The following is a 5,238-nucleotide window of genomic DNA, read 5'->3' as shown; positions in this document are numbered from 1 at the left end:
CTCACCGAGATGGCTGGCCCGGAACTGGCCGCGCGTCTCATCGCGCTCGCCGGCGGACTGGAACCGCTCGCGAAGAAGCCGTCCGGGACGGTACAGGTGCTCGGCGCGGAGGACGCGCTGTTCGCGCACCTCTCGGGACGAGCCTCCTCGCCGAAACACGGGATCATCTACACTCACGAGTTCGTTCGAGGGACGCCTCCCGAGGACCGGGGGTCGGCCGCGCGGGCGCTGGCCGGGAAGCTCTCGCTCGGCGCGCGGGCGGACCACTACGCCGGCGAGCGTCGGGAGCGACTCCACGACGACCTCCGCGAGCGGATGGCGACGATCCGGGCGCGGGCGGACAGCGAGGAGAACGGAGCGGCGTCCGACGACGGAGCGGAGGTGACCGACGATGAGTGAGCCGACGCTTCCGAACGGGGTCGAGCGCCAAGAGATCGACGGCGAGCGGCGGCTGGCGACCCGCGGCGAGCCAGTATACGGCGAGCCGACCGCAGACGGCTGGCGCGCGTGGGACCCAGAGCGCTCGAAGCTCGGCGGCATGCTCGAACTCGGACTGGAGACGGGGCTGGCGGGCGGCGAGACCGTCCTCTACCTCGGTGCCGCGAGCGGGACCACGGTGAGTCACGTCGCCGACTTCGCGGGCCCGACGTACGCGGTCGAGTTCGCGCCGCGTCCGGCGCGGGACCTGCTCGACGCCGCGGAGCCACGCGACCGACTGTTCCCGCTGCTGAAGGACGCCCGGAAGCCGGAGACGTACGCGCACGTCGTCGAGAGCGACGTCGACGCGGTTGTTCAGGACGTCGCCACGCGCGGACAGGCCGAGGTGGCCGTGCGTAACGCCCGATTTCTGGCGGACGACGGCCGGCTGCTGCTCGCGATCAAGGCGCGCAGCGAGGACGTGACCGCCGCGCCGGCGGACGTGTTCGACGGGGCGCTCGACCGGCTCCGCGAGGCGTACGAGATTCTGGAGACGCGGCGGCTCGACCGCTACCACGAGGACCACCTCGGCGTCGTGGCGACGCCGAAATAGTCGCACCGCGGCAGTCGGTCACTCTTCGGGGTCGAACAGGTCTTCGATCCGGCAGTCGAAGTGGGCGGCCAGATCGAAGGCGAGCTCCAGCGACGGGTCGTAGCGCTCGCGTTCGATCGCGTTGATAGTCTGGCGCGTCACGCCGACCGCAGCGGCGAGGTCGGCCTGACTCTCGCCGGTCTCGGCGCGCCGGTCGCTGAGGTCGTTTCTCATGTGCGGTTCACAGCCGATACTTGTAGTAGATCACGAACGCGCCGTACGCGACGAAGAGCGCGAACAGCGTCCACATCGAGCCGTAGAACTCGCCCGGGAGCGTGACGATCCCGCTCTCTTCTAACACCAGTCCGCCGGGTGCGCCGAGGACGAACACGTACGCGAACACCTTCATCGTGTAGTGGCCGGCCTCGCGCTCGATGGTCGTGTCTCGCTCGTCATACAGGTCGACGGGGCTGAACCGCTGGACGAGCCCCATCCCGATACCGCCGGCCCAGTAGAGGGCGACGCCGAGGACGAACCGGTCGAGCGCGATGGCGATCCACAGCGCGAGGATGCCGACGCCGAGCAGTCCGTAGGCGATTCGCTTGTACCGTTTCCGCGTGGAGGGTCGAGTCGTCGCGGGGGTAGTGTGTTCGCTCATGGTGGTGGGTAAAGCGAGCGCGGACCGAGTGTAAAGCTCGCTTTACAGTAAAGGAGACTTTACACATCGTCTTAAATCCATCGGCGACAGCCGCGATCGGAGCCGTCGCTGGCGGAAACGGGTGCGAGGGGTAGTAAAAACGGATGGTGAGCGTCCGAGACTCACCACGACGGCGGCGAGAAGCCGGCGTCTTCGAGAATGGGTTTCCACCGCTTTTGAACCGAGAGCCGAGAGACGTCCATCGCGTCGGCGACGGCGGACTGCGAGCGCTCTTCGCCGCGGATCAGCCCGGCAGCGTAGAGGCTGGCGGCGGCCGCGACGCGCTTGCCGCGGTCGTCGTCGGGGGCGCGCGAGAGGAACAGGTCGACCGCGGTCGAGCGCGTCTCCTCGTCGAGGTCGAGCGCGGCGCACGCTTCGTCGAGCAGTTCGATCCACGCCTCGTTGTCGACCCGGTCGCTCGCTCGGTACACGGGCACGGGTAGTCGGTGGGGGTACATAAGCGGCCGCGTCCGTCGAGTCGCGTGCGCCGGTCTCGCCCGCGCGTCCGCCGCCCTGAAGTCGCCCGCGCACGTAGCGCCCGTATGTCGACGCAGACGTGGGACGAGACGCGTGTCCGGAAGCTTCACGACGACCTCGTGTCGCTGTACGAGCCGGTCGACCGAGCCGCCGAACACGGGGCGGACCCGACCGCCGAGCCGGGGGAGGCTCCGCCAGCTGGTGACGACGATTCCTCTCGCAGAACGTCGCCGACGAGAACACGGCCCGGGCCTCGGAGGCGCTGTTCGAGCGCTACGACGGCTTCGCGGCCATCGAGGCCGCCGACCACGAGGAGCTGCGCGAGACGATCCGCGTGGCGGGGCTTCCCGACCAGAAGGCCGCCCGGATTCAGCGCGCGCTGGCCGCGATCCGCGAGGAGACGGGCGGCGCGTACTCGCTTGCGTTCCTCGACGCGATGGCGACCGACGACGCGAAGGCGTGGCTCACGGAGATCAAAGGCGTCGGCCCGAAGACCGCCAGCGTCGTCTTGAACTTCCACTTCGGGAAGCCGACGATGGCGGTCGACACCCACGTCGAGCGCGTCTCGAAGCGGTTCGGGCTGGTCCCCGGGTCGGCGTCGAACCAGCGGGCCCACGAGGTGTTAGACGAGCAGATCCCGGACGAGCTGATCTATCCGCTTCACGTCCTCCTGATCCGCCACGGCCGGGAGTTCTGTTCGGCCCGGAGCCCCGACTGCGACAACCCCGTGTGCGAGACGTACTGCGACTGCGAGGGCTGTTGATACATTTCTGCGAGTGTGTTGAGTTTCTCGGAAGACTCGGCGGCTCATTTATCAGTGACTGCTCGCACGGTGATCACCTCCAAAGCCCCGGCCGCGAGGGCTCGATGCGCTCGCTGCGGTCCTCGTCGCTCACTCCGTTCGCTCCTGCGGTCCTTGCGTCGCACGTCTTCGCCCTCGCGGCCGCCCCTTTGAGTCCCACCTCGCACAGCACCTCACCCTCCCCAGCCTCGTCGCTGGCACCCTCCGCTTCGCTCCGGGAGCCAGCGACTCCCTCGCGCGGTGCTGCTTCGCGGTCGCCGGTGGCGACCGCTCGCAGGCACGCGCCACCGCATTGATATCTCGTGTCGCCGATGGCGGTCCGTCAGGTTCTTGACTCGGTTTCGCCTACGCTGGGTTGCGCGCGGGTTGCCGAGCCAGGCCAAAGGCGTAGCGCTTAGGACGCTATCCCGTAGGGGTCCGCCGGTTCAAATCCGGTCCCGCGCACTGACAGAGTTTTCGAGTAAAGCGAAAAAACGAAGGAAGGAGCAGGAGCGGATTTTGCGAAAAACGTCGCTCAGAACCGAGACGGCGATTACTCCTCGTCCGCGCTCGACACCCGCACGACCTGCTTGCCGATGTTGTCGCCGGAGAAGAGACCGAGGAAAGCGTCGGGCGCGTTCTCTAGCCCCTCCACGACCGTCTCGCGGTGTTTGAGGTCGCCGGTCGCGACCCACCCACCCAGCCGCTCGCTCGCCTCGCCGAACCGGGTCGCGAAGTCGCCGACGAGCAGCCCCTCAATTCTGGCTCGCACGGGGATGATCTGCGGGAGCTTTCGCGGGCCGGTCGGAACGCCCTCGTCGTTGTAGTGGGCGATCTGTCCGCAGACCGCGACGCGGGCGTCGAGGTTCAACTGCGTGAACACGGCGTCGGTGATCGGGCCGCCGACGTTGTCGAAGTACACGTCGACGCCGTCGGGCGCGGCCTCGTCGAGCGCGGCGCGGTAGTCGTCTGTCGCCTTGTAGTTGATCGCGGCATCGAAGCCCAGATCGTCGGTGAGCCAGTCGGTCTTCTCGTCGCTGCCGGCGAAGCCGACGACCCGGCAGCCGTTTCGCTTCGCGATCTGGCCGACGACGGAGCCGACCGCGCCCGCCGCGCCGGAGACGACGACCGTGTCGCCGGGCTTTGGCTGACCGACCTCCAGCAGGCCGAAGTAGGCGGTCCGGCCGGGCATGCCGAGCACGCCGAGGTACGCCTCGGGGTCGGCGACGGTCGGGTCGACGGGCGCGACATCGTCGGCGTCGAGGGTCGCGTAGTCGGCCCACTTCCCCTCGCCGGTCACGAGGTCGCCGGCGTCGTACGCGTCGCTCCCGCTTTCGACCACTTCGCCGACGATGCCGCCCTTGAGCGCGTCGCCGACGTCCCACGGCTCCGCGTAGGACTCGACGTCGCGCATCCGTCCGCGCATGTACGGGTCGACCGAGAGGAATCGGGTTCGGACGAGGAGTTCGCCGGGGTCGGGCGTCGGTACGTCCGTCTCGCGCAGTTCGAAGCTGTCCGTGTCCGGTTCGCCCTCGGGCCGTTCGGCGAGAAGCCACTCGCGGTTGGTGTTCGTCACGGTCCCCCTTGAGCCATCGAACCCAATAGGGTTTGGACCCCAGCAGCCGCGGTGGGGATTCGGAAGGAAGCCGAGGCCGTGGCGGGACCGACCCCGGCGGATTATTCGTCGCCGAGCGGAACCCGCAGTCGACCGTCGGCCAGCTCTCCGTCGGTTCCGTCGACCACGGTGCCGAACGCTTCTGAGCGCTCGGCGACGGTGTCGCGGACCCACGCCGCGACCTCGCCGTCCGCCAGCGCGGCGGTCTCGTCGTCGATGGCGGTCGGGACCACGTCGAGGGCGTCGAGGTCGCCGTCGCGGACGACGAGTTCGAAGAGCGCGCTCCGCTTGTTGCGGACGCCCTCGCGGTCGACGTAGTCGAGGTAGTCGTCGACGAAGTCGCCCGCGTCGTAGATGATCGGCCGCCCCTCGTACACCTCGACGCCCTGGAGGACGTGCGCGCTGTGGCCGTGGACGACGTCGACCCCCTGCTCGACAAGCCACCGACCGAACCGCTCGTGGACCGCACGGGGTTCGGTCTCCCAGTTCGCGCCCCAGTGGAGCGAGGCGACGACGAGATCCGGATCGAGGTCCGCAACGCGGTCGAGCACGTCGCCGACGAGGGCGCGAGTCTCACGCACGGAGGGGTCGAGCCGCGCGAACGCGGTGCCCGGGTCCGCGTCCGTCGCCGCGAACGCCGTCGACTGGTCGGTGAGTCC

Annotated in this window: 5 protein-coding genes, 1 tRNA gene and 3 pseudogenes (1 of these 9 only partly in view); 4 read left to right on the top strand and 5 right to left on the bottom strand. The window is 69.0% G+C overall.

What is annotated here, in order from left to right; all coding sequences use genetic code 11:
• Positions 1 to 399, top strand: a pseudogene (locus tag BN903_RS08685) (nucleolar); the annotation flags it as partial.
• Positions 392 to 1,030 (top strand): fibrillarin-like rRNA/tRNA 2'-O-methyltransferase, encoded by a 639-nt coding sequence (locus tag BN903_RS08680; RefSeq protein WP_048077366.1) that lies wholly within the window; start codon positions 392 to 394, stop codon positions 1,028 to 1,030. The pseudogene BN903_RS08685 and the gene BN903_RS08680, both read left to right, overlap by 8 nt.
• Before the next feature lie 18 nt (positions 1,031 to 1,048).
• Here the strand turns inward: BN903_RS08680 and BN903_RS08675 are convergent, their stop codons facing one another.
• The 3 genes from BN903_RS08675 to BN903_RS08665 all read right to left on the bottom strand — a co-directional run bounded on the left by BN903_RS08675 (position 1,049) and on the right by BN903_RS08665 (position 2,137).
• Positions 1,049 to 1,243 (bottom strand): helix-turn-helix transcriptional regulator, encoded by a 195-nt coding sequence (locus BN903_RS08675; RefSeq protein WP_048077365.1) that lies wholly within the window; start codon positions 1,241 to 1,243, stop codon positions 1,049 to 1,051.
• Between the two features lie 7 nt (positions 1,244 to 1,250).
• Positions 1,251 to 1,667: a hypothetical protein gene (locus tag BN903_RS08670; RefSeq protein WP_048077364.1), complete on the bottom strand. Its 417-nt coding sequence runs from the start codon at positions 1,665 to 1,667 to the stop codon at positions 1,251 to 1,253.
• A 161-nt stretch (positions 1,668 to 1,828) separates the two neighbouring features.
• The gene (locus tag BN903_RS08665) at positions 1,829 to 2,137 is read right to left on the bottom strand and encodes a hypothetical protein (protein ID WP_006628763.1); all 309 of its coding nucleotides are present in this window, start codon (positions 2,135 to 2,137) and stop codon (positions 1,829 to 1,831) included.
• Positions 2,138 to 2,248: 111 nt separating this feature from the next.
• On the opposite strand from BN903_RS08665, the pseudogene nth reads away from it, so the two are divergent.
• Both nth and BN903_RS08655 read left to right on the top strand, forming a co-directional pair.
• Positions 2,249 to 2,946, top strand: a pseudogene (nth, locus tag BN903_RS08660) (endonuclease III domain-containing protein).
• A 398-nt stretch (positions 2,947 to 3,344) separates the two neighbouring features.
• Positions 3,345 to 3,429: transfer RNA gene (locus BN903_RS08655), tRNA-Leu, on the top strand.
• A gap of 88 nt (positions 3,430 to 3,517) precedes the next feature.
• Here the strand turns inward: BN903_RS08655 and BN903_RS08650 are convergent.
• Both BN903_RS08650 and BN903_RS08645 read right to left on the bottom strand, forming a co-directional pair.
• Entirely contained in the window at positions 3,518 to 4,540 is a 1,023-nt protein-coding gene (locus BN903_RS08650) for an NADP-dependent oxidoreductase (RefSeq protein WP_048077363.1), read from the bottom strand.
• Positions 4,541 to 4,641: 101 nt separating this feature from the next.
• Positions 4,642 to 5,238 (bottom strand): annotated as a pseudogene (locus tag BN903_RS08645) (CapA family protein) (it continues 213 nt past the right edge of the window).

The sequence above is a fragment of the Halorubrum sp. AJ67 genome (genome assembly GCF_000513435.1).
The sequence above is the reverse complement of the archived record's forward strand: the minus strand, read 5'-3'. Positions and strand labels throughout refer to the sequence as shown.